Genomic DNA, 22,709 nt, shown 5'->3' with positions numbered 1-22,709 from the left:
AAAATTTCCTCCCCCTCTTGCTATATAGCTCATCTCCAATTGATAACCTTGACTCGGGCCAGATTGGCCTCCACTTCTTCCCGGGTACAGACCTGGGTTCCCGCTTTGGAAGCTGCAATGGTGCCTGCTGCTGTGGCCCAGGCTGCAGTTTCAGCCAGAGGCTTTTGTTGCAACAAAGCATAGACCAGAGCTGCCACCATGGTATCCCCGGCTCCCACTGTACTCTGCGGCACTATGGGAAAGGGCTCGGTTACGATCACTTCCTCCCGGTTTAACACTACCGCCCCCTTACTGCCCCTGGAGATTACCGCCAGCTCCACTCCTTGTTCCAGTAGTTGACGGCCTGCAGCGATGATAGCTTCCGTATCTTGCAATGAACGGCCCAGCAGATTTTCCAGTTCTGCCAGGTTGGGCTTGACCGCAAAGGGCTGAGCGGCAAGACCAGCGCGCAGGGCCTCTCCATCGGCATCCAGGACTACTTTCACCCCCTTTGCTTTTGCTCTGCCGATCAGTTCCCGATAAGTATCAGCAGCAGCTCCCTGGGGTAAACTACCGCCCAGAATCAGGTAAGCCGTCTGTTCCAGAACTGAATCAAGCAGCTGGTAAAACGTTTGCATACGAGCAGAATCCACTACAAATCCAGGTTCATTGATTTCCGTAGTTTGTCTGGTGGCAAGATCAACCACTTTCAGGTTGGTGCGGGTTTCCCCCGGTACGCTGACAAAAGCAGTCGTTATCCCTTCATCCTCCAGAGCCTTTAACAGCAGTTTACCCTGCATTCCAGCAATGAACCCGGTAGCCAGTACGCTTACCCCGAAATTATTCAGTACCCTGGCCACATTTATCCCTTTGCCCCCGGGGTCCAGCCGTACCTCCTGAACCCGGTTTAAGCTTCCTGCGGTAAAGCCTTCGACAGTTACCGTCTTATCCAGAGCCGGGTTTAAAGTTACCGTGACTACTGCAGCTGAATTCATTTTGTTTCCTCCTATGGCTGTGCAAGATGAACCTGAACTCCTTTTTTCTTCAAAGCCATCACCACCTCAACGGGAGCAGCAGCATCCATGATGCAGTGATCAATATCGGCCAGACCGGCAAATCTGGCAAAAGAAATGCGACCGATTTTACTGTGGTCAGCCAGCAGAATTACCTGGGTAGCCGCTGCAATCATTTTGCTTTTTACTGCCGCTTCCAGCAGATTGGGAGTGGTTAAACCTTTTTCTAAATCCAGCCCATTGGTAGCGATAAAAACCTTGTCCACCCGTACCTGCTCCAGGGCCCGTTCGGTTATGGGCCCGACCAGGGCCAGCGTCTCCCGGCGCAGACTGCCTCCGGTCACCAGTACCTCGATACCGGGATTACCCTGTAATTCCTGGGCAAAGAGCAGGGAATTGGTGACCACTGTCAGGTGATTGAAGGTTTTAAGCTGCTGTACCAGATGAAAGGTGGTTGTGCCGGAATCCAGTAAAATGGTATCGCCATTTTCAATCAGCTTAACTGCTTCACGGGCAATGGCTTCTTTTTCACTTTTAAACCTGTCTTCTTTTTCCCAGTAAGTGGGTTCAAAATTAACTGCCTGCAACGAAATGGCTCCACCATGGGTCCGGTTTAACAGTTTGGCTTCTTCCAGTTCTTTCAAATCCCGGCGGATAGTGGACTCCGAAACCTGCAAAAAGTTACTGAGCTCCTGTACTGATGCACGACCATGCTTGTTGACATAGTCCAGAATCAGTTGTTTGCGTTCCTCCCCAAACACCTGCCAGCCCCCCAGTGATTGCCTGATTTTGCTCATTTGTTGATTGTTTTTGATTGTTTCTGCTTATTTTTGATTGTAATTGATTGTTCTGGTCTTGTCAAGAGCAGAAAAAAACTTCGGCCCGTTTTAGCCGAAGTTAATATTTCCCTCCAGTTCCTGAAGATATGCCTGAATCGCCGAACTGCAGCAGCGTCCCGCCGGGTTTTCGTATTCACAGCGCCTGCCACCCATGGCTCCGGTAGCCTTGACGATTTCAGCAAAAGTTCTGGCCCCCTGTTCCCAGGCTTCCCTGATCTGCCCTCTGGTCACCCCTTTGCAATAACAGAGGGGAACATCCAGCCCCGGGTCCTTCCACCAGACCTTGACTGTCAGGGCATCCCGGCCAAAAATCTGACCCAGCTCCCGGTGAAAATAAACCACCTGGCATTCCGGATTCTGACAGAGATGATAGTCTTCCTCCACAATCTGTTCGATTAGTCCGGTTTTGAGCAGATTGCGTAAAGTACGGGGGCTTACGGGCTGCCCCTCATTTCCACAGATAGGGCAGCGGGGAATTTGATTCTTTTCTCCGCAACCTTCCTGGCTACAACAGGCTTGTCCACATCCGACCATGGCCTAACCCCCTTTTCAATTGCAATTAAAATGGGCAGTTTTAGGTCATGCCCAGGACCTTAAGTCAGCAGCCACCTTTACAGTGAGCTACCGGCCGCAACATATACCGTTTCCTCAGCATGTTTCTACCCTCCTTTCCCGTATACGTAATTTCTCGGAAAGATCAAAATCAGTTGTCATCCTCAACAGCTTTAAGTTCAATCATCTTTTAAAGTTTCAAGGATTGGACATTCTTGTAGCTCTTCCTTATTGGGACAGCGTTCTTTCAATTCGTTCAATATTTTTTCAATCCGTCTTAAATCTTTTATTCGTTGTTGAACTTCATCTATTTTTTGAGAAATAAAATTATACATATCCTTACATCGAATTTCACCTTCATCTATAACCTTTAGTAAGTTATGAATTTCACCCAGAGAAAACCCTAGTTCCTGCATGCGTTTAATAAAAAATATACGCTTTACAGTCTCTTCCGAGTACATTCGATACCCAGAATCTGTTCGTAAAGTTTCTTTGATTAATCCTTTTCTCTCATAATACCTGATAGTTTCTTTATTGACATTACATTTAACAGCCAGTTCACTAATACGATATTTCATCTTATTATCACCCCCTGGATAAAGTATAAACCCTGTACTACGGTACAGGGTCAATAACATTTTTTAACGCGTTTTTTTCAGTTCAAAGGGGATAAACTAATAACAAACCGGCAAAGGAGGTTAAAAACTATGCACCTTTTGTTTGGTCGCCGCCGTGAAAAAGATACCTTCGATTTTCCCAATGCCGGCTTCTGGGCCCTGCATCTGGCCACTATTCCCCTGGTTTACATGCTGGGTAAAATGGCCGGAAGGGACCGGGAATAGGAAATTATAACTCGACTACCGTCACGCCGATGCCGCCCTCATTGGCTGCACCGTGACGGTAATTTTTTACCCGTGGATGTTCTTTTAACGCCTGGGTGATGGCTTTGCGCAAAGCCCCTGTCCCTTTGCCATGGATGACATAGACCTGGTTCAGTCCGGCCACCAGGGCGTTATCCAGATATTTTTCCAGTTCATAAAGAGCCTCATCGACCGTCATGCCCCTTAAATCCAGTTCCCGCTTGATAGCAGCGGTTTTGGCCGACATGAGGCTGCCTGCCCCCTGCACTTGCCCCGCTTCCGGATCAGAACCGGCCCGCAAGCGCAGATCCTCCCAGCGTACCGTCATTTTCAGGGCTCCTACCTGAACTACGGCACTAACACCGGGTTTTATCCCACCGACCACAGTGCCTTCCTGGTTTAAACTCAAGACCTTGACCCGGTCCCCCACTTCCAGCTCCCGCGGTGGTCTGCCTCCGGCAGCAACAGACGGGGTTGTCGGGGTGACAGCCTTGTCCGCTTGCAATTTGCGTAAACGGGAACGGGCATCATAGGCTGCTTGCAAGGTCTGGGCCGAAGGCGCCTCTGCCAGTCGGGCCTTCAGCTCTGCCACGATATTTTCCGCCTCCTGGCGGGCCTTTTTCACCTCCGCCCAGGCCTCTTCCCGGGCTCTGGCCAGAATCCGTTCCCGCTGAGCCTCCAGTTTTTCCTTGAGCTGCGCATACTCCTGCCGCAGGCGCTCGCTTTCCCGGCGCAACCGCTCGGCTTCCTGGCGTTCCGCTTCTGCTGCCCGCTGGCTGGCCTCCAGGCTCTGGATCAGATCGGCCATTTCCGTTTCCGCCTTGCTCATAAAGGAACGGGCCCGTTCCACCAGCTCCGGAGCCAGCCCCAGCCGGGCGGCAATTTGCAGGGCATTGGAACTCCCCGGCTGACCGATGAGCAAACGGTAAGTAGGCTGCAGGGTATTGACATCAAACTCCACACTGGCATTTTCAATCCCTGGCTGGCTGAAGGCAAAGGTTTTGAGCTGGCTGTAGTGGGTAGTAGCGATGGTTTTGGCTCCCCGCCGATGCAGCTCTTCCAGAATGGCCTGGGCCAGAGCCGCTCCTTCCGCTGGATCGGTACCTGCCCCCAACTCATCCAGCAAAACCAAACTATCCCGGTCAGCCTCGGCCAGAATGGAGATGATATTGGTCATATGGGAAGAAAATGTGGAGAGGGATTGTTCGATGCTTTGCTCATCCCCGATATCGCAAAAAATCTGCTGATAGAGGCCAATTTCCGTTCCCAGCTCAGCGGGCAGATGCAAGCCCGCCTGAGCCAGAATCACAAACAGGCCTACTGTCTTTAGAGTCACAGTTTTACCGCCGGTATTGGGCCCGGTGATAATCAGGGTGGTGAAATCCCGGCCCAGCCAGATGGTAACCGGCACTACCCGGCCTTTGATTAAAGGATGGCGCCCGCCTTTAATGTAAATATAGCCATCCCGGTTCAGTTTTGGCCCTACGCCATCCCAGCGCTGGCTCAAAGTCCCTTTGGCCAGGGCAAAATCCAGATGGGCCAGGGCCTCCACCGCCAGTTCCAGCTGGTCAATTTCCGCCACCACCCGGGCCGTCAGTTCCTGCAGAATGCGTTCAATTTCCTCTTCCTCTTCCGCCTTCAGCCTTTTCAGATCATTATTGATTTCCACCACGGCCATGGGTTCAATAAACAGGGTCGCCCCGCTGCCTGACTGGTCATGGATCAGACCGGGGAACTGGCCGCGATATTCATTTTTCACCGGCACCACATAGCGGTCCCCCCGCTGGGTGACAATGGGGTCCTGCAGCATTTTCTGCCATTCCGGGGAACGGATAATCTGTTCCAGTTTTTCCTTCACCCGGACACTATGGCTGCGAATCTGCCGCCGCAGGGCAGCCAGCCGGGGAGAAGCTTCATCGGCCACTTCCCCGCCCGGTAAAATCGCGCGGTAAATGGCATCCTCGACCGGTTTAAAGCTGGCCAGGTTAGCGGCATATTCCTGGAGCAGCGGATAATGTTCCTTCAGTTCTGCAAAAAAGCGCTTCAAGCGGCGGCTGGCCCGCATGCTGTCTGCAACAGCCAGCAGTTCCTCCGGAGCCAGCACCGCGCCCCGTTTGGCCCGGCCCACAGCCTGACGCGGGTCTTTTAAACCGGACCAGGGCAGATCGGGATACACGCGCAACAATTCCCGGGCTTCCTGAGTCTCCTGCTGGCGGCGGCGAATTTCCGCCTCCTCGGTAGTGGGTAACAGGTTTTCCGCCAGCTCCCGGCCCAGGTTGCTCATGGTGCAATCGGCCAGCTGGGCGATGATTTTGCTGTATTCCAGTTTTTCCAGAGTGCGATTGTTCATTGTCTTACTCCTTTTCCTCCTCTTCCACCTGCAATACCCCCCGGTACCAGTGGCCTTTGGTCAAACCGCCCGGACTGAGTTTTTGCAGGAGTTCCCGGGCCTGAGGCAGCATTTTTCCGGCCAGAGCCTGCCGGTAAACCGCCACCACCTGCCGGATTTTCTCGGAATCTGCTAAACGCAAATCCAGCCGCAGGGCTTTGAGCCCGGACAGGCCGGGAAGGGGCAATTCATCCAGCAAAGCCAGTTCCCTGGGATTAAAAACATGCATGTGACAGAACTGGTCCATGCGCAAGGGGAACACCAGATTGAGGCGGTCTTTCAGCCCGTAAGTTCCCTGGCGACAGGGCTGGGAACACTTTTTGCCGGGCCGCCGTCCCCCCAGCAAACTGCCCACTGCACAATATTCGGAAACCATCATGGTAATATGGCCGTGAACCAGGACCTCCAGCGGCAAGCCCGTGGCCGCCAGCTCCATTACCTGTTCCCCCGTCAGTTCCGGGGAAAGGGTGATGCGGCTGGCTCCCAGCTGCTGCAAGATCTGGACTGTGACTTGATTAAAGGCATTTAAGGGCCAGTCTGCTACTAATTCGCCCTGGTAGCCCTGGGCCCGCAACCAGTGGAGCAAGCCCAGGTTGCTGACCAGCAAACCGGCAGGGGGCCGTTGTTGCAAGATCTGCTCCAGCCAGGGAATATACCCCTGCCATTCTTCCTCCTGCAGGATGCGGGGAGTAGCCAGCCAGAGCCGCTCCGTTCCGGGCAGTTGCGCCCAATCCGCTTTTTCCCGCTGGTGCCGCCACCATTCTGCACCCAGATAGACCAGGTCCGCCCCGGCGACCAGGGCCGCTTCCGCCCCTGACCAGCTGGCTACCTGGACGGTGAGCAGGGGTCTGCCCTGGTTGCGGCTCTCTTGCCGGGGTAAAGGCTGCCAGTCCGCTGCCGGTGCTGCCGGTCTGGCCCAGGGTTTAAGCCGTGCTGCCGTCAAGCGAGATATAGCCTGGCGGCGAGCCTCATTGAGCAAGCTGAGAGGCACCATACACTCCCCTTGCAGCCGGGCCTCCAGCCCTACCAGCTGATAGGGGGTGTTGCCCAGCCGCCCCAGCTGCTGCCACAAAACCTCCTCAGTAAGGGGTCGCTTCCGGGCCTGCTGGGCTGGTTCCGCTGTCCAGGCTTCCCCCCGGTTCCCCTGTTCATCCAGATAGACCAGGTGTAACGGCTGTCCCACTGACCCCTCGACCTTTACCGTTACCGGCAGGGGCTCTATCTTCTTACTGGCTCGTTCCATCAAATCTATATCCAGGGTCTTAAAGACCCGGTCACCCATACTAACCTGACCTGGACTAGGCAACCAGACCTTTCCCCCGGCAGCTGCCGCCACCGGACTGGTCAGCCCCAGCCGTCCGCCTATTTTGACCCAGATTTCCAGACCGTCCCCTACCCGCAGGGGTTCCTCCAGGACCAGCTCAAACCGGCGTTTGGCCCGATCCACCCGGGACACCCGGCCGATTTTCAGGCCCCGGTTATTGGGCCGTTTATAACTCATCAGTTCTGCCCCGGGATTGCCGGCAAAATAGCCGCGGGTGAAATCCCGGTTAAAAATCTGGGCCAGATCTTTTTTCTCCTCAGCTGTTACCTGGAAGGCCCCGGCCGCCAGGCGGTCCAGAGCCTGGCGATAAACCCGCACTACAGTAGCGACATATTCCGGCCGTTTCATTCGACCTTCAATTTTGAGAGAATTAATCCCTGCTTCGACTAAACGGGGCAAATCTTCCACCAGATTCAAATCCCGGGGACTGAGCAGATGTTTACCCACTTCCTCAGCGGTTAACTCCCGTCCCTGCTGATCCACGAGGGTATATTGCAAGCGGCAGGGCTGGGCACAGCGGCCCCGATTGCCACTGCGGCCGCCAATCAGGGAAGACATCAAACACTGGCCGGAATAGCAAATACACAGGGCACCATGGACAAAAACTTCCAGTTCGGCCCTGGTCCGGGCCCGAATCCGTTTCATATTTTCCCAGCTGACTTCCCGGGCCAGCACCACCCGCTGAAAGCCCAGTTCTTCCAGCTGCCTGACTCCTGCTGCATTGTGAATAGTCATCTGGGTAGAAGCATGCAACTCCAGATCAGGGAGATATTTACGGGCCAGGGCCGCCAGCCCCAGGTCCTGCAGTATAACCGCATCTGCTCCTCGCTCATAGAGAAAACCCAGGTAATCCAGAGCTTCCGGCAGCTCCTGGTCTGCTACCAGGGTATTAACGGCAACAAATACCTTCACTCCGCGCAAGTGGGCAAAATCCAGCGCTTCCCCCAGTTCCTGGCGGTCAAAATTGGCGGCATACTGGCGGGCACTGAAGTTTTTGCCCCCCAGGTAAACGGCATCAGCCCCATTGGCCACCGCCGCTTCCAGTGCCTCCCAGGAACCTACCGGGGCCAGCAATTCGGGTAGTTTCACAGCAATTACCTCCACCTTATCACTTAAACAATTCTATTCTATCCTAATGGCCAGCTGGCTTCAACTTGGTTTCCATAAAAATACACCTCCAGCCATAGTATGGCTGAAGGTGTCCTGTCCTAAACGGTTAGCGCTTGACCCGAATCAGGCCAGAGCAGGGAATGATTTCAATCCCCGCCGCTTCCAGCCGGTCCAGGAAAAGGTTCATGCCCAGGGAGTCACTGGCAATGTGGCCGGCGATCACTACATTGACACGGGCTTTTTCTGCCCGCTCCCGGTGTTTTTCGCTGATATGCATGCCCACCAGAGTGCCTACGCCGGCTTTGGACCATTCATCATAGGCATCCTCCGAACCACCGGTACCACCGGTCATGTCCACGAAAATCCTACCACAGCGGCGGGATTCATCCCCGACAAAAATGGTAGGGCCTGCCCCCTGCCGGGCTGCTTCGGCATATTCGGGGATGGTTTTCAGTACTTTCAACAAATCGGCAATGGTTTCCGGCTGTTTCTCGTCCAGATATTTTTGCAGCCAGGAAGTTACCAGGTTATCCGTAGGAGTATGACAGCACATCAGGGGGATTTCCAGCAAACGGGCCACATCCACCGGCCGCTGGTGGTTATAGGGCATGATATTGCGCATGACTTCCTTGATACGTCCAGCCATAATGCTTTCAGCGATATTAACCGGCACCCCCCACTGATAGAGGAGGTCGGACTGGATATGCATGACCTGATGCAGGGCCGCAAAAGCCCGCCCCTCCGGATGGTGGGCCAGCACCAGGTCGATTTCCTTGCCTTTTTCCCGCAGCCGATCAGCCAGCAATAATTCACCGGCTTCGATATCAATGCCCACCAGAATCCGCTTGACTTCCTTCTCCGGGTCCCCCCAGAGAATCCTGGTGTCACTGTAAGGATTGGTCAGGGACTCGGTATCGAAAAAAGCCTTATCTTCCGCTTCCAGTTTTTCGTAGCTTTTCCGGGTCAGGCGCAAATCCCTTTCTACTGCCTGTTTCCCCCGCGGGTCAGCTTCCATTCCCATTTCTACCGCCAGCTGATAGATCTCTTTCAGTTTCATTAAATAGTCCTGGTCATCCAAACTGTGCAAAACTGCACAAGTCTGGAAGGCTGGGCTATTTGTATTCCGCCCTTTCAGAGAGTGCTCATTCCCAGCAAGCGGTATTTAAGCACTCCCATAGCCCCTGCCCCAAGAAGCAGGAACTTGCGCCCTTAGCCAGGTCTCCCCACATGCCCTGAATGTAATACTCTCTTCAGGACAGAGACGTCTCTTAAAACTTTCTCAGGGGAGAGTGGCGTCACCACCGCTACCTTGAGAACTCGCCAGAGATTATAGCTTGCGCTACAAGCACTAATACTTGTTCCACCCAGAGGTATTAGTACCTTCCCCAGCTCACTCCCAAGGCTTTTTATCACTCTGTCTATCTCCTTTAGTTGCCTTTCCTTCAAGTGTTTGTTCTTAACCGTTCTCTTTACATGCTCTTTTAATTCTTCCAATTCGCTGGCATCTAAATCCTTTAAAATTGCTATATATCCCTCGGGAATTTGCTCTTTTAATCCTAGTCCTCTTCTTGCTACGACATACGAAGCTGCTATGTCCTTGCTTATCATATACTGCGGTGCATACTTCAGCATCCCTATCACAGATGTATAGGCAGGATTGACCTCTATTACTTGTATACCCTTCCTCTTCGCTAAAACCTTGATTTTTTCCAAAAGTGACCTGTAGCTAAAGCTGTGCCTTATCCTCCTTGATTTCCTCCCTGAAAAATCCCCTCTTTTTCCTTTGTCTCTTATGTCCAATCTTTCGATTGCTATTGCTTTTTTCTTTTCCTCTGCTAACCTTACTACTTCATGAGCATGCTGCCATCTATAATATTCCCTCTTATTTGAATTGCCGCTTGTAAGTTCAGGCATCGGTATTCTGCCATAACTTACAAGCTTACCGTTCTCATCTGTTTCTGACCACGCTATGTGGTTCGGATATGCGTTGACGTCTATGCCTATAACTCCATTTTCCTTTGTCACCACAACTTCCGGGAAGTTTTCTCTAATTGTAAAGTAAGCATATATCTTGCCGTTTTTGAGCTTTAGCTCGACGGAGTATGGTTCTTCACAAGTGCTTATTGCTTGTAGTAATTCCTCCCGGCTCCTTCCTTTTTTCCATCCCGCTTGTATCTTGGGGTATACATACTTTCTGTCCCCTACGTTTATCCTTAGTCTCGTACCATATTCATCTATCTCGATCCTTGTATTCAGGTTCCCTTTCTTGCTCTTATCTCCCCTTGAGTAGAGATTACCTTTTCTTCTTTCTTGCCACTCAAGTTTTAGCTTCTTATATGCTCTTCCATTTATGTGCCGTTTCTTGAGCTTATCAAACAAACTCCTGCCGCCAAAGACAACCTTCGTCGGATTCTCTTCCCTTTCTTTGCAAGACTCTAAAACGCTTTTTGCCTTCATTATCGCATCATCTACGTACCTCGAATTTAAATTAAAAATCCCTTGAAGTTCTTTTTTTAGTGTATTTCTGTTTTTACCTTCTAAAAGCCTGTTATATGCGAATCTTGCGCAGGATGACCATCTTCTCATAAGGTCTAATACTTCTTGTTTATCTTCTTCACTGTCAAAAACAAGTTTAGTTTGGATTGTTATCATGCTTTTTGCCACCTCTTTGCCCGTAAATCCTGGCTGCAAATGAGGTAACTATTGCTATTAAGTCTTCTGCTAGTTCTTTGTTTACATCTTCTTCATTTTCCTTTCCATTCAAAACTACAAGTTCTACTCCAAAGCTTTCCATAAAAAATTTAAGATATTCAAAACCAAACCTTGCCAGTCTATCATGATACTCTATTACAACTTTTTGAACTTCTCCTTTTTTATTTTGTTCAGAAGCTTTAATAAACCTCTCCTGTTTTCATTTACCCCACTTGCTATTTCGGATATGACTTCATACCACCAACCTTGCAAATTGGCATATTCTTTAAGTCTCCTGAATTGGTTTTTTAGGTACTCTTCCTGCTTTTTTGTAGATACTCTTGCATATAAAACTACAGTCGGTTTTGGTTTTTCTTCTATCATACCTATTTTCTATACCTTCTCCTACCCTTTGGAGTTCTAAGAGGAGTAATTAACCCTTCTTTTTCCCAGTTTATAAGTGTCCTTCGACTAATCGAGTATATTTCTTTTATTTTTTGCATACTTAATAACATCTATCATCACCTAGTTAAAATTAGACTCTTTTGCATAACTATCTTCAACTGTTGTATCCTCCTCTGTATACGGTATCCTGAAATATTTTACCACAGTATGTCGTATAGGGCAAATTGACTTGCAGGGAGGATGTATAATATGATGAAATCAACCTCGAACAGAACAGGGGGATGGCGATGAACACCAAAATTCTCGGCCTGTCTGCAGCTGAAGTGCAGGAAGAATTACATCGAATTGCCCAACACTGCTACTGGACGGTTGTGGTGGAAAAAGAAAATCAGCTCGTTTTGCAGACTGAGTCCGGTGAGCTGATTCTGATCTGGTCTCCTCTGCCCCCGCAGAAGCTGGGCAGTTTCCATTTGCCCAGAACCCAATTGTCCATCACAGGCCCTCCCACCGCTCTGGCCCGTCTGGATGAGGCCCTGCGCTGCCTGCGGGCCGGGGGGTAGGGTTGTTAATCCTATTGTAGTTTCACGTTATTCAACTTACGTGCCCATTCAGTAAAGGAGCATAAATAAATATTATTAGCAAATATAATTACGTGGTATAATTATATTAAGATAGTGATTGTCTTGAAGTATAATACAACCAGAGGGTGATAAACCATGCTACCCGTGGAATTGCATCAATTTTTTTGGGAATATGATGTGCAAACATTAGACCAAACCGCCCATTGGTTTCAAATTATAGAACGGATCCTGGAATACGGAGATCTGGAAGCCAACCGCTGGCTTTACCGAACCTATACCAGGGAACAGATTGCAGAAGTAGTCAGGAACAGCCGGAATATATCCAGGAGGACGGCTATTCTGTGGCAAAACCTATTGGGTATACCAAAGGAGGAAGTGGTTTGTTTGAACACATCATGTCAAAGGAACGATATACCCTTCTTGAGCAATTAGCAAGACACTCCCTGGTACAAACCTTTTATTTAGCAGGAGGGACCGGAGCAGCTCTTTATCTGGGCCACCGTTGGTCAGAAGACCTGGATTTTTTCTCAGAGCAAGAATTTGACCCTTTTCAACTTGCCGGAAAACTGGCCAATTTTGAGGGGTTTCTTTTAACCAGCCAGGGACCGGGAACTCTCCACTGTTTTATTTACGGCGTAAAAGTAAGTTTTCTCTATTATCCCTATCCCCGCCTCGAAACCGGGCTTACCTACAAAAACATTCAATTAGCATCATTAAAGGATATTGCCTTAATGAAACTGGTTGCTTTAGTGCAACGGGGGACAAAAAAAGATTTTGTGGACTTATTCTTTTTGGACAAGGAACAGATTAAGTTCGAAGATATTTTTAAAGCTTATCCGGATAAATACCCGGTTAAAACCTTTCAGCCACTGGTTTTTTTAAAATCCCTCGGATATTTTGATGATGCAGAATTAGAGCCAATGCCCAGGCTGTTTCGGGAGGTATCCTGGTCAGAGATCAAAAAATATTTTTTACAACGCCAAAAAGAATTAACAGATTATTTTATATGTAAAGACACTAATTTAGAAAAATAGTAAGAGCAATAAGTCTCTAGCGACACCGTAATTCTACCGCCTGCCGCTCCTTCTTGGCATTCCAGTAATATTTAATACTGATCCGGCTACCCTTGCGGAAATTGAGCTTACCCTGGTAACGAAAAACCAGCACTTTCCCCTGCACCCGGGCCTTGAAAGCCATAGCTCCCTGCCGTCCCAGATACTGCCCCTGTACGGTATAATAGACCGGCGGGGCTTTTATTTCTTGCAGCAGCTTGAATTCAACCCCACTTTCAGACACTATCCGCCAGCGCCAGCCTGCCAGAGGTTCAACCCGGATTATCAGCTGCGGATAGGTAAGCACAGCGGCTGTCACAGCATCAGGAGGCGGTACCTTTTCCCGCACCCGTACCGTGACCACTCCTTCGATTTCTTCCACCCCTGCTACCTCCAGCCCGTAACCAGCCGAGGGCTTTTGCCCCAGATTAATTACCACCAGCGTCTCCCGGCTGCTGTGATAGAGCCAGTAGCCCCGGGTTGTTTTCAGCTTTTCAGCTTCCTGGCGAACCTGGGCCGGTAAACTCTGCCGAGCGGTGACCACTGTATAGGGTACCGGATTAAAGGCAAGAGCCCAGACTGCCTTTACCGGAAATCCGGCCAGCAACAGAACCAGCAAAAACCTCCATAACCTGCTCATTTTTCTCCCTCCTCAGGGCAGCATTTTCACCAGACTCTCATATTCTTCCTTTAATGTCAGGTAATCATTGGCCAGATTCAAGGCAGCCAGCACAGCCACCTGGTGTAAAGGCAGAGAAGGATTGCCCGCCAGAATCGAACGCATCATTTCATCCAGCAGGGCAGCTGCCTTTTCAATCTGCTCCGGACTGGCCTCCCCTTTTATGCGATATTTTTCTCTGACAATCGTCACTTCTACCGTGTTCATACCTGATCCCTCCGCCCTGTTTAATTATACCATTCGCCAGTAAATGTTGAACTCCTTTTTTTGTGATAATTATCAAAATTACAACTTTTAGTCCTGGTCTTGTCTCAAGGCCAGCTAATATGTAAAATTAGTTTGTGAAAGTGAAGTTACGAACAATCCTTTTTATTTTACCATTCTAGGGACCAACATTGTCCCTCCGGGACAAAAATTGTACTAACACAATCACGGAAAGAGAGGGATATGCTATGACTGAATGCACATGTAAGTGTGGCAGCAAAAGCGCCGACCCCAGATTCAAGGAACTGGATGCTATTATCGCCAAACACCGGGAGGAAGCAGGGGCCCTGATTCCGGTACTGCATGCCGCCCAGCAGCTGTTTGGCTATTTGCCCCGGGAGGTCATGGAATATATCGCCAGAGAACTGAATGTCCCGGCCAGTGAAGTCTACGGCGTTGTTACTTTCTATTCCTATTTCTCCACCCAGCCTATTGGCAAATACAAAATCGGTGTCTGCCTGGGCACAGCCTGTTATGTCAAAGGTTCCGGCCTGCTCCTGGAAGAGCTGAAAAAGCAACTGGGCATTGACGTCGGTCAGACCACCCCTGACGGTTTGTTTACCCTGGAAGCCACCCGCTGTATCGGTGCCTGCGGTCTGGCTCCTGTTATCGCTATCAATGACCAGGTCTATGGCCGTCTGACCAGTAAAGACCTGGCTGCTATCCTGGAAGAATATCGCCAGCGGGAAGGTCAGGTTTCTCCCGCTATTGCAGGTTAAGCGGAGGTGCAAATTCATGCTAAGTATTAACCAGCTGAATGAACTCAAGGAAGCTGCCCTGGCCCAGCTGGCTTTGCGCCAGGGTCAGGCTGCTGCTGATGGTTATCGCTGGCACATCCTGGTCTGTGCCGGTACCGGTTGTACCTCATCTGGCAGCCTTAAAGTTGCGGAAGCCCTGGAAAGCAGTCTGGCTGAGGCCGGTCTCAGTCAACAGGCCAAAGTGGTTAAAACCGGTTGTTTCGGTTTCTGTCGCTTAGGACCTATTGTAGTAATCTATCCCGACGAAACTTTCTACACCTCTGTCTCTCCAGCTGATGCCGCTGAAATCGTCAATTCCCATCTCCTGCAGGACCGACCGGTAAAACGTTTGCTTTATCACGGGCCTGAGGCAGAGGAAGTGATCGAGAAATTCCGGGACATCGATTTCTTCCGCTATCAAAAGCGGATTGCCCTGCGCAACTGCGGGCAAATTGACCCGGAAAATATCCATGAATACATTGCCCGTGATGGCTACCAGGCCCTGGCCAAAGCATTGACCAGCCTGACTCCTGCTGAGGTTATTGCTACTGTCAAGGCCTCAGGCCTGAGAGGCCGGGGTGGTGGTGGTTTTCCCACCGGTCTGAAGTGGGAATTTACCGCGAATGCACCAGGTGAAATCAAGTATGTCGTCTGCAATGCCGATGAAGGCGACCCCGGGGCCTTTATGGACCGTTCCATCCTGGAAGGGGATCCGCACAGTGTGCTGGAAGCCATGGCCATTGCCGGTTATGCCATCGGGGCCCAGCAGGGTTATATCTATGTCCGGGCCGAATATCCCATTGCCGTGGAACGGCTGAAAATTGCCATTGCTCAGGCCCGGGCCCTGGGTGTGCTGGGCAAAAACATCTTCAACAGCGGTTTCAATTTTGATGTAGATATTCGCTTAGGGGCCGGTGCCTTTGTCTGTGGTGAGGAAACCGCTCTGCTCACCTCCATTGAAGGTCACCGCGGTGAACCCCGGCCCCGGCCGCCTTTCCCGGCAGTCAAGGGTTTGTGGGGCAAGCCTACCCTCATCAATAACGTAGAAACCTATGCCAATATCCCGATGATTATCCTCAATGGTGCTGACTGGTATGCCGCCATGGGGACAGAAAAAAGCAAAGGCACCAAGGTCTTTGCTATCGCCGGCAAAATCAACAATACCGGTTTGATCGAAGTGCCCATGGGCACTACCCTGCGCCAGGTTATCTTCGAAATCGGGGGCGGAATTCCCAATGGTAAGGCTTTCAAAGCCGCCCAGACCGGGGGACCTTCCGGCGGGTGTTTGCCTGCCAGCCATCTGGATACCCCCATTGAATACGATTCCCTGCTGGCAGCCGGTTCGATGATGGGCTCCGGTGGCTTGATTATCATGGATGAAACTGACTGTATGGTGGACATTGCCCGCTTCTACCTGGAATTCACTGTCGATGAATCCTGTGGCAAATGTACCCCCTGCCGGATTGGTACCAAACGCATGCTGGAAATTCTGGAGCGGATCACTTCCGGTCAGGGCACCATGGCAGATCTGGACAAGCTGGAAACCCTGGCCCGCAATATCAAGAACAGTTCCCTTTGCGGCCTGGGCCAGTCCGCTCCCAACCCGGTACTCAGTACTCTTAAACATTTCCGGGATGAGTACCTGGCCCATATCCAGGAAAAGAGATGCCCGGCCGGAGTCTGTCAGGCCTTACTGAACTATGTGATTGATCCTACCCTCTGCAAAGGCTGCAGTCTCTGTGCCAAAGCCTGTCCCGCCGGGGCGATCAGCGGTGTGGTTAAGTCACCCTTTGTAATTGACCAGGAAAAATGCCTCAAATGCGGCGCCTGTGTCAGCAAATGCAAATTCGGAGCCATCAGCAAGAAGTAATGAGGTGAAGATAATGACTGAAATGGTGCAATTGACCATAGATGGACAAACGGTAGAAGTACCAGCAGGCACCACCGTGCTGGAGGCGGCCCACCAGCTGGGCATCAAAATCCCTACCCTCTGCTATATGAAAGAACTCAATGAAATCGGGGCCTGCCGGGTTTGTCTGGTAGAGGTACAGGGGGCCCGTACTTTGCAGGCCTCCTGTGTTCTCCCCGTCAGCCCCGGCATGGTGGTCAATACCAAAAGTCCGGCGGTACGGGAAGCCCGGCGGACTGCGGTGGAGCTGATCATTTCCGACCACCCTCAGGAATGTTTGACCTGTGCCCGCAACCGTACCTGTGAATTGCGGGTACTGGCCGAGGAAGTGGGAGTACGGCAGATTCCCTATACCGGAGCTACTACTCAGCTGCCTGTTGATGCCAGCTCCCCCTCTATCGTCCGCGATCCCCGCAAGTGTGTCCTCTGTCGCCGCTGTGTGGCAGTATGCCAGCAGGTGCAGCAGGTAGGCTGTCTGCAGGCAGCCGAGCGGGGCTTCGACACCAATATCACTCCGGCCTTTGGGGATAACCTCAATGAGGCAGTTTGCACCTTCTGCGGCCAGTGTGTGCTGGTCTGCCCCACCGGGGCCCTGACCGAGAAAAATGAAACTGCCCGGGTCTGGTCCGTCCTGGCCAATCCCGAAAAGCACGTAGTGGTTCAGGTGGCTCCTGCCGTGCGGGTTTCCATCGGGGAAGAGCTGGGCTATGAACCCGGCACTGTCCTGACCGGTAAACTGGTGGCCGCTCTGCGCCGCCTTGGTTTTGACCGCGTTTTTGATACCAATTTTGCTGCTGACCTGACCATCATGGAAGAAGGTCACGAACTGTTAGAACGGCTGGAAGAGGGCGGCTCCCTGCCGCTGATCACTTCCTGCTGTCCCGGCTGGGTCAAATATATAGAGCATTTCTTCCCCGATTTGCTAAAACATCTGTCCAGCTGCAAATCCCCGCACCAGATGTTCGGGGCGGTGGCCAAAACCTATTATGCCAGCAAACACGGGATTGACCCGGCCAGCATAGTGGTGGTATCCATTATGCCCTGTACCGCCAAGAAGTTTGAAATCCAGCGGCCGGAAATGCAGGCCTCCAGCTACCAGGATGTGGACATCGTCCTCACCACCCGGGAACTGGGCGCCATGCTGCGGGAAGCCGGTCTGGATCTCAGGAATCTGCCTGACGAAGATTTTGATCAGCCTCTGGGCCAATCCACCGGTGCCGGTGTCATTTTCGGCACCACCGGCGGGGTAATGGAAGCGGCCCTCAGAACAGTGGCAGAAGTGACCAGCGGCCAGCCCCTGGCTGAGATTGAATTCCGGCAAGTGCGGGGCTTCAATGGCATTAAGGAAGCGGAAGTAGAACTAAAAGGGCGCAGGCTGAAACTGGCGGTAGCCCACGGCCTGGCCAATGCCAAACAGCTGCTGACCGCCCTGCAAAAAGGCGAAGCGGAATACCATTTTATCGAAATTATGGCCTGTCACGGCGGCTGTATCGGTGGTGGCGGCCAGCCGATTCCTACCACCTGGGAAGTGCGGCAAAAGCGGGCCCAGGGTATTTACCAGTGCGACTCTCAGGCCCGGTTCCGCAAGTCCCACGAAAACCCGGCTATCAAGGAGCTGTATGCCGAGTTTCTGGGCCATCCTTTGAGTCACAAGAGCCACCAGCTTTTGCATACCAGGTACCAACCACGCCGCTAATGTGTTAAAATATTAGACAGAGGTAAATCAGAATCGGAGGTAATGATTATGCAAATTCCAACCTGGCTGGCGGAAGCTGATCTGGAAAATCTGCTCAGGGAAGCGGCTAAGCCTTCTGCTCCCCGGGTGCGGGAGATTCTGGCCAAAGCAGCAACTGCGCAGGGCCTGACTCTGGCCGAAGCGGCTCAGCTTCTGCAAATCGAAGATGAAGAACTGCTGACCGAGCTGTTCCAGGCCGCCGGTCAGGTGAAGGAACGGATTTACGGGCGAAGGGTGGTCATCTTCGCCCCCCTTTATCTAACCAATGAGTGCCATAATAATTGCCTCTACTGCGGCTTTCGGGCAGCCAACCGCAGTTTGGCCCGCCGCACCCTGACAGTGGAAGAGGCCGTGGCTGAAGCGAAAGCCCTGGAAAGCCAGGGCCACAAGCGCTTGCTGCTGGTAGCCGGTGAAAATGGCCGCCAGGCCGCTGTAGACTATATCGTTCAGGTGATTGAAGCCATTTATCAGCAGGCGGATATTCGCCGCCTCAATGTCAATATCGCCCCACTGGATGGGGAGGGCTTCCGCCGCCTGAAAGCGGCCGGAATCGGCACCTATCAACTTTTCCAGGAAACCTATCATCTCGACACTTACAGGCAGATGCACCCTGCGGGAGCGAAAGCCGATTATCGCTGGCGGATCAGCGCCCCGGAACGGGCCCTGCAGGCCGGTATCGATGATATCGGGATGGGCGTCCTCTATGGTCTCTATGACCACAGGTACGACACCCTGGCGCTGCTGGCCCATGCCCATTATCTGGATCGCACTTATGGGGTTGGCCCCCATACCCTGTCTGTACCCCGGCTGCGTCCGGCTCCGGGATCACAGCTCCAGGCTGCGCCCTATCCCGTTTCCGACCGGGATTTCAAGAAAATCGTGGCCGTTCTGCGCCTGGCTGTTCCTTACACCGGCCTGATTCTTTCGACCCGGGAGACGCCAGCCTTCAGGGATGAACTCTTGCATCTGGGTATTAGCCAGATTTCCGCCGGTTCGGCTACTTCCCCCGGCGGTTACCGGGAACGGGCCCGGACTGCCGACCCGACAGAACAGTTCGCTATCGAGGATCATCGCACTCTGGATGAAGTGATTACCTGTGTCCTCCAGGCGGGGTTCATCCCCAGTTTTTGCACCGCCTGCTATCGCAGCGGCCGCACCGGGGAACGCTTTATGCAACTGGCCAAGAGCGGTAATATCCAGAATGTCTGCCAGCCCAATGCCCTGCTGACTTTACAGGAATATCTCCTCCACTTTGGCAGTGAGGCTGCCCGCAACGCAGCTGCCCCTGTCCTGGCTAAAGAGCAGGAAGCCATCCGGCGGGAGGATATTCGCCGTCTCACCGCTGACCGCTTGCGCCGTCTGGAGCAGGGCGAAAAAGATCTGTACCTGTAAGGCGGTGAAGTCATGAGTCTCCTGCAAAAATTCATGGCTAAGGCCAGAACAGAGCCATCATTGCTGCTGGTCTGTGCCTCCACCCAGCATATGTTGAAAGCAGACCACGCCTTGCGGGAAGCGGGAATTGCAACGGAACTGCTGCCTACTCCCCGGGGCATAGGTTCAGCCTGTACCACTGTCATCCGCTTTGCTGCCAGCCACCGGACCGAAGTGGAAAAAATCCTGGCCGCTGAAGCCATTGAGTGGGAAGGCATCTATCCTTATTCCACCCAGCCCCGGCGCATCGACTGGTCACCAGTCTATGCCTACCCCCTGGCCGCTGATTACCGGGAATTGCTGCAGCGTCTGGAGCGGGAAGAACCCTTGAGTCAGGAGGAGCTGGCCCGTTTACTGGCTGTGCAGGATGAAGCGGAAGAACAGGCTTTGCTTACCGCCGGTGATCTGGTCCGCCAGGAATGTGTAGGCGACATGGTGGATATCCGGGGTGCCATCGAGTTTTCCAACTACTGCCGTAAAAACTGTTACTACTGTGGCCTGCGCCGGGATAATACAGTTCTGCCCCGCTATCGCATGAGCGAAGAGGAAATTCTGGCCACAGTGGATGAAATCTACCGTCTGGGCTTGCGCACCGTGATCCTGCAATCGGGCGAAGACCCCTATTATACTACGGAAAAAATCCTGCGTCTCATCCGGACCATCAAGGAAAGATACGGCCTGCGCATCACCCTCAGTCTGGGAGAACGCAGGGCGGAAGAATACCGGCTATTTCGGGAAGCAGGGGCCAACAACTATCTGCTCAAACTGGAAAGCGGCTCCCCCTGTCTGTTTGCAGCCGCCCATCCTGATGATGATTACGGGGAACGGCGGCGACATCTGCAGTTAATCAAACAGGCCGGACTTTTAAGCGGATCCGGCAATATCGTGGGCCTTCCCGGGCAGACAGTAATGGACCTGGCCGCCGATATTCTCCATTTTAAAGATGATGGCATTCACATGATCGGTATCGGCCCCTTTTTACCGGCAGCCAATACCCCCTGGGCCGATCAGCCGCCAGGGGATTTGCACCTCTGTCTGCGGGTAGTGGCCCTGACCCGGATAGTCTGCCAGAATGTTTTCCTGCCCGCCACTACCGCCATGGCTACCCTGCATCCCCGCGGCCAGGAACTGGCTCTGCGCGCCGGTGCCAATACCATTATGTTGATTATGACCCCACCCCAGTACCGGGGTAATTACCAGATCTACAGCAACAAAAATCCCGTCAATCTCAACTATGCACTGGAGCAGATCGCCCGGGCCGGCCGCCGGCCCCCCCGGTATCTGCGCCAGGGATGAACAGGAGGAACACTGATGCTGGAAACCCCTCGTGCCAATCGCCTGCATATTGCCCTTTTCGGTCGCCGCAATGCCGGTAAATCCAGTCTGATCAATGCCCTGACCAACCAGGACATCGCCCTGGTCTCCCCTATCCCCGGCACCACCACAGATCCAGTCTACAAAGCCATGGAAATCCTGCCCCTGGGCCCGGTAGTGCTGATCGATACCGCCGGTCTGGATGATGAAGGGGAACTGGGCCAGCTGCGGGTACAAAAAACCCGGGAAGTGCTGCCCAAAGCCGATCTGGCCCTGCTGGTGGTGGATGCTACTACCGGGATAACCAGCTTTGACCGGGAGATCGCCGCCCTCTGCCGGCAGCACAACCTGCCCCTGGTCGGCGTGCTAAACAAGAGCGACCTGGCTGACCCCGATCTGGCTGCTGCCCGGGCCGTCCTCGACCTCCCCTGGGTAAAGGTTAGCAGCCGTACCGGCGCCGGAATCGAAGAACTGAAACAGGCGATGATCGAGCAGGCCCCGCAAAACTGGGAGCCGGAAACTATTCTGGGCGACCTGGTCAAGCCCGGTGATACAGTGGTACTGGTCGTCCCCATTGACTCCGCTGCTCCCAAAGGCCGCTTGATACTGCCGCAAGTTCAGGTACTGCGGGATTGCCTGGATCATGGGGTAATGGCCTATGTTTGCCGGGAATTCGAACTGGAACAAACCCTGGCCAATCTCCAGCAGCCCCCGGCCCTGGTGGTCACCGATTCCCAGGCCTTTGGCCTGGTCTCCCGGCTGGTGCCAGAAAATGTACCATTGACCAGCTTTTCCATCCTCTATGCCCGCTACAAAGGAGATCTGGCCACCCTGGCCGCAGGTGCACGGGCGATCTCAGCGTTAAAACCCGGGGACCGGGTGCTGATCGCTGAAGCCTGTACCCATCATCGGCAACCCGATGATATCGGCAGGGCCAAAATTCCCCGCTGGCTCAATCAGCTGGCAGGCGGAGAACTGCAGTACACCTGGTCATCCGGGCAGGGCTATCCCGATAACCTGGAGGATTTTAAATTAATCGTCCATTGTGGTGCCTGTATGTTAAACCGGCGTTCCATGCTACACCGCCTGCAACAGGCCCGCAGTCGCCAGGTGCCCATTGTCAACTACGGGGTACTGATTGCTGCCGTCCATGGCATTCTGGAACGGGTATTAAAGCCTTTTGGGGTGTAAAACAAAAAATTAAGACCCTTTGTCAATATATCTGGCAAAGGGCCTCTTATTCTTCCAGCAATTGTCTGGCATTTTCACGAAGTATACAATCCAATGTACTTTCCGATAGTCCCAAAGTTAACAAGGTCTGGAGTCCTGCTTGCGGTGCATACTCCATAATGGGAAAATCGCTGCCATACAAGAAACGGTGTGGATATTTTTCCATAAATTGGGCCAGAGTAGGTAACGCTACCTGTACCCTGGGATTACCCAGTACCCAGGAGGTATCGAGATAGACATGGGGATAGGTTTTCACCAGCTGAATGGCTTTTTCGAACTCACGTTGTAATGCGGCCTGATAGATTGGTTCTAATCCGGGATCATCAGCAGCAAATTGTTGTACTGATAACTGCAGTTTAAAACCAGCAAATTGCCAGTGATCTAAAACCCTGACATCCTCCCACCCCTAAAAGGGGTGGGGTTCCCCTTCTAGAAGTGGTTGGTTTTATAATTCGCGGCTGCCCGGAACAGACCTAAGCGGCCTGCCTGAACGTCCCCTGTTCACGGCCTGGCGATGTGGTTTTTCTCCACACGAACAGGTTGACCGCAGGGCGTGCCAGTGCGCCCACTACTCCCGACCGGTCCGGCAGTGCCAGACCGGACTCACGGAGATAC

General features: G+C 52.6%; 22 protein-coding genes and 1 pseudogene. 10 read left to right on the top strand and 13 right to left on the bottom strand.

The window, feature by feature from the left end:
• Nucleotides 1-29: 29 nt before the first annotated feature.
• The 4 genes from pfkB to merR all read right to left on the bottom strand — a co-directional run bounded on the left by pfkB (nt 30) and on the right by merR (nt 2,961).
• Complete coding sequence (gene pfkB / locus JDF658_RS00105; protein ID WP_079906094.1) at nt 30-974, bottom strand: 1-phosphofructokinase; 945 nt, start codon at nt 972-974, stop codon at nt 30-32.
• Between the two features lie 11 nt (nt 975-985).
• Complete coding sequence (locus JDF658_RS00100) at nt 986-1,753, bottom strand: DeoR/GlpR family DNA-binding transcription regulator (protein WP_174182996.1); 768 nt, start codon at nt 1,751-1,753, stop codon at nt 986-988.
• Nucleotides 1,754-1,879: 126 nt separating this feature from the next.
• Nucleotides 1,880-2,365 carry a (2Fe-2S)-binding protein gene (locus JDF658_RS00095; RefSeq protein ID WP_079906093.1) on the bottom strand — a complete coding sequence of 162 codons (486 nt, stop codon included), beginning with the start codon at nt 2,363-2,365 and terminating at the stop codon, nt 1,880-1,882.
• 197 nt (nt 2,366-2,562) lie between these two features.
• Complete coding sequence (gene merR, locus JDF658_RS00090) at nt 2,563-2,961, bottom strand: Hg(II)-responsive transcriptional regulator (RefSeq protein ID WP_078666418.1); 399 nt, start codon at nt 2,959-2,961, stop codon at nt 2,563-2,565.
• 129 nt (nt 2,962-3,090) lie between these two features.
• Between merR and JDF658_RS14940 the strand changes: the two genes are divergently transcribed.
• Nucleotides 3,091-3,225, top strand: a complete 135-nt coding sequence (locus tag JDF658_RS14940) for a hypothetical protein (protein ID WP_278307340.1) — start codon at nt 3,091-3,093, stop codon at nt 3,223-3,225.
• A 4-nt stretch (nt 3,226-3,229) separates the two neighbouring features.
• Here the strand turns inward: JDF658_RS14940 and JDF658_RS00085 are convergent, their stop codons facing one another.
• The 6 genes and pseudogenes from JDF658_RS00085 to JDF658_RS15010 form a co-directional block, all read right to left on the bottom strand.
• Nucleotides 3,230-5,593 (bottom strand): endonuclease MutS2, encoded by a 2,364-nt coding sequence (locus JDF658_RS00085; RefSeq protein ID WP_079906092.1) that lies wholly within the window; start codon nt 5,591-5,593, stop codon nt 3,230-3,232.
• A gap of 4 nt (nt 5,594-5,597) precedes the next feature.
• Complete coding sequence (locus tag JDF658_RS00080) at nt 5,598-8,045, bottom strand: DUF3656 domain-containing protein (RefSeq protein WP_079906091.1); 2,448 nt, start codon at nt 8,043-8,045, stop codon at nt 5,598-5,600.
• A 127-nt stretch (nt 8,046-8,172) separates the two neighbouring features.
• Complete coding sequence (locus JDF658_RS00075; RefSeq protein ID WP_079906090.1) at nt 8,173-9,123, bottom strand: NGG1p interacting factor NIF3; 951 nt, start codon at nt 9,121-9,123, stop codon at nt 8,173-8,175.
• A gap of 152 nt (nt 9,124-9,275) precedes the next feature.
• On the bottom strand, nt 9,276-10,718 hold the full coding sequence (locus tag JDF658_RS00070) for an IS200/IS605 family accessory protein TnpB-related protein (RefSeq protein ID WP_079906089.1): 1,443 nt from the start codon (nt 10,716-10,718) through the stop codon (nt 9,276-9,278).
• Nucleotides 10,699-11,141: pseudogene (locus JDF658_RS00065) on the bottom strand (IS607 family transposase). Before JDF658_RS00065 ends, JDF658_RS00070 begins: the two are co-directional and overlap by 20 nt.
• Before the next feature lie 2 nt (nt 11,142-11,143).
• Nucleotides 11,144-11,260: a MerR family DNA-binding transcriptional regulator gene (locus tag JDF658_RS15010; protein WP_375804183.1), complete on the bottom strand. Its 117-nt coding sequence runs from the start codon at nt 11,258-11,260 to the stop codon at nt 11,144-11,146.
• A 189-nt stretch (nt 11,261-11,449) separates the two neighbouring features.
• Between JDF658_RS15010 and JDF658_RS00060 the strand changes: the two genes are divergently transcribed.
• From JDF658_RS00060 to JDF658_RS00050, 3 genes are all read left to right on the top strand, one after another.
• Entirely contained in the window at nt 11,450-11,722 is a 273-nt protein-coding gene (locus JDF658_RS00060; protein ID WP_079906088.1) for a hypothetical protein, read from the top strand.
• Between the two features lie 156 nt (nt 11,723-11,878).
• Nucleotides 11,879-12,175, top strand: a complete 297-nt coding sequence (locus JDF658_RS15000; RefSeq protein WP_079906087.1) for a DUF6922 domain-containing protein — start codon at nt 11,879-11,881, stop codon at nt 12,173-12,175.
• The gene (locus tag JDF658_RS00050) at nt 12,085-12,777 is read left to right on the top strand and encodes a nucleotidyl transferase AbiEii/AbiGii toxin family protein (RefSeq protein ID WP_159446513.1); all 693 of its coding nucleotides are present in this window, start codon (nt 12,085-12,087) and stop codon (nt 12,775-12,777) included. Before JDF658_RS15000 ends, JDF658_RS00050 begins: the two co-directional genes overlap by 91 nt.
• Nucleotides 12,778-12,793: 16 nt before the next feature.
• Here JDF658_RS00050 and JDF658_RS00045 read toward each other — a convergent pair whose 3' ends face one another.
• Entirely contained in the window at nt 12,794-13,435 is a 642-nt protein-coding gene (locus tag JDF658_RS00045) for a protease complex subunit PrcB family protein (RefSeq protein WP_079906085.1), read from the bottom strand.
• Between the two features lie 12 nt (nt 13,436-13,447).
• Nucleotides 13,448-13,681 (bottom strand): cell division protein ZapA, encoded by a 234-nt coding sequence (locus JDF658_RS00040; RefSeq protein ID WP_078666410.1) that lies wholly within the window; start codon nt 13,679-13,681, stop codon nt 13,448-13,450.
• 245 nt (nt 13,682-13,926) lie between these two features.
• On the opposite strand from JDF658_RS00040, the gene nuoE reads away from it, so the two are divergent.
• From nuoE to hydF, 6 genes are read left to right on the top strand one after another with little or no spacing between them, the layout of a single operon-like run.
• Nucleotides 13,927-14,457: an NADH-quinone oxidoreductase subunit NuoE gene (nuoE, locus tag JDF658_RS00035; protein WP_079906084.1), complete on the top strand. Its 531-nt coding sequence runs from the start codon at nt 13,927-13,929 to the stop codon at nt 14,455-14,457.
• Nucleotides 14,458-14,473: 16 nt separating this feature from the next.
• The gene (gene nuoF / locus JDF658_RS00030) at nt 14,474-16,345 is read left to right on the top strand and encodes an NADH-quinone oxidoreductase subunit NuoF (protein ID WP_078666408.1); all 1,872 of its coding nucleotides are present in this window, start codon (nt 14,474-14,476) and stop codon (nt 16,343-16,345) included.
• Between the two features lie 22 nt (nt 16,346-16,367).
• Entirely contained in the window at nt 16,368-18,080 is a 1,713-nt protein-coding gene (locus JDF658_RS00025; RefSeq protein WP_200805620.1) for an NADH-dependent [FeFe] hydrogenase, group A6, read from the top strand.
• Nucleotides 18,081-18,128: 48 nt separating this feature from the next.
• A complete protein-coding gene (gene hydG, locus JDF658_RS00020; protein WP_242946573.1) occupies nt 18,129-19,511 on the top strand; it encodes a [FeFe] hydrogenase H-cluster radical SAM maturase HydG in 1,383 nt (460 codons plus the stop codon).
• A gap of 12 nt (nt 19,512-19,523) precedes the next feature.
• Nucleotides 19,524-20,846 carry a [FeFe] hydrogenase H-cluster radical SAM maturase HydE gene (gene hydE / locus JDF658_RS00015; protein ID WP_079906082.1) on the top strand — a complete coding sequence of 441 codons (1,323 nt, stop codon included), beginning with the start codon at nt 19,524-19,526 and terminating at the stop codon, nt 20,844-20,846.
• 15 nt (nt 20,847-20,861) lie between these two features.
• Complete coding sequence (gene hydF, locus JDF658_RS00010; protein WP_078666405.1) at nt 20,862-22,055, top strand: [FeFe] hydrogenase H-cluster maturation GTPase HydF; 1,194 nt, start codon at nt 20,862-20,864, stop codon at nt 22,053-22,055.
• Between the two features lie 46 nt (nt 22,056-22,101).
• On the opposite strand, the gene JDF658_RS00005 is transcribed toward hydF, so the two are convergent.
• Nucleotides 22,102-22,398: an amidohydrolase family protein gene (locus JDF658_RS00005; RefSeq protein ID WP_278307341.1), complete on the bottom strand. Its 297-nt coding sequence runs from the start codon at nt 22,396-22,398 to the stop codon at nt 22,102-22,104.
• Between the last annotated feature and the right edge of the window lie 311 nt (nt 22,399-22,709).

Origin of the sequence: Carboxydocella sp. JDF658, assembly GCF_002049395.1 — a bacterium.
In the GTDB taxonomy this organism is placed as follows: Bacteria; Bacillota.
This window is presented reverse-complemented; position numbering and strand designations above follow the sequence as displayed.